This is a genomic window from Rhodococcus sp. NPDC054953 (assembly GCF_053609225.1).
The window spans coordinates 1-699 of sequence record NZ_JBSGXD010000075.1 but is presented as its reverse complement, the minus strand read 5'-3'; the positions used below and the strand labels follow the sequence as shown (position 1 = coordinate 699).

General features: G+C 68.8%; 1 protein-coding gene. It reads left to right on the top strand.

Annotated features, from left to right (window positions below; translation table 11 throughout):
• Window positions 1–699, top strand: a 699-nt coding sequence (locus ACWF62_RS20565; RefSeq protein ID WP_452631275.1) for an FAD-binding protein, incomplete at both ends; no start/stop codon positions are given.

Here is a 699-nt window from a genome sequence, read left to right as displayed (position 1 = left end):
CCGGCGCCGCGCAGGGCGGCATGGCCGCCGCGCTGGCCAACGTGGAGGAGGACAACTGGGAGTGGCACACCTTCGACACGGTCAAGGGCGGCGACTACCTGGTCGACCAGGACGCCGCCGAGATCCTGGCGAAGGAGGCCATCGACTCCGTCCTCGACCTGGAGAAGATGGGCCTGCCGTTCAACCGCACCCCCGAGGGCCGCATCGACCAGCGGCGCTTCGGCGGGCACAGCCGCAACCACGGTGAGGCACCGGTGCGCCGCTCCTGCTACGCGGCCGACCGCACCGGGCACATGATCCTCCAGACGCTGTACCAGAACTGCGTCAAGGAGGGCGTGGAGTTCTACAACGAGTTCTACGTCCTGGACCTGCTGCTCACCGAGGTCGACGGGGTCAAGAAGACCGCCGGCGTCGTCGCCTACGAGCTGGCCACCGGCGAACTGCACGTCTTCCAGGCGAAGGCCGTCGTCTTCGCCTCCGGCGGCAACGGCAAGTTCTACAAGGTGTCCTCCAACGCCCACACCCTGACCGGCGACGGCCAGGCGGCGGCATGGCGGCGCGGGCTGCCGCTGGAGGACATGGAGTTCTTCCAGTTCCACCCGACGGGCATCTGGCGGATGGGCATCCTGCTCACCGTCCCGGCGTTCGCGCTCGGCGACTACGAGTGGCTTCTCGCGTTCGAGGCTCCCGCCATGGACC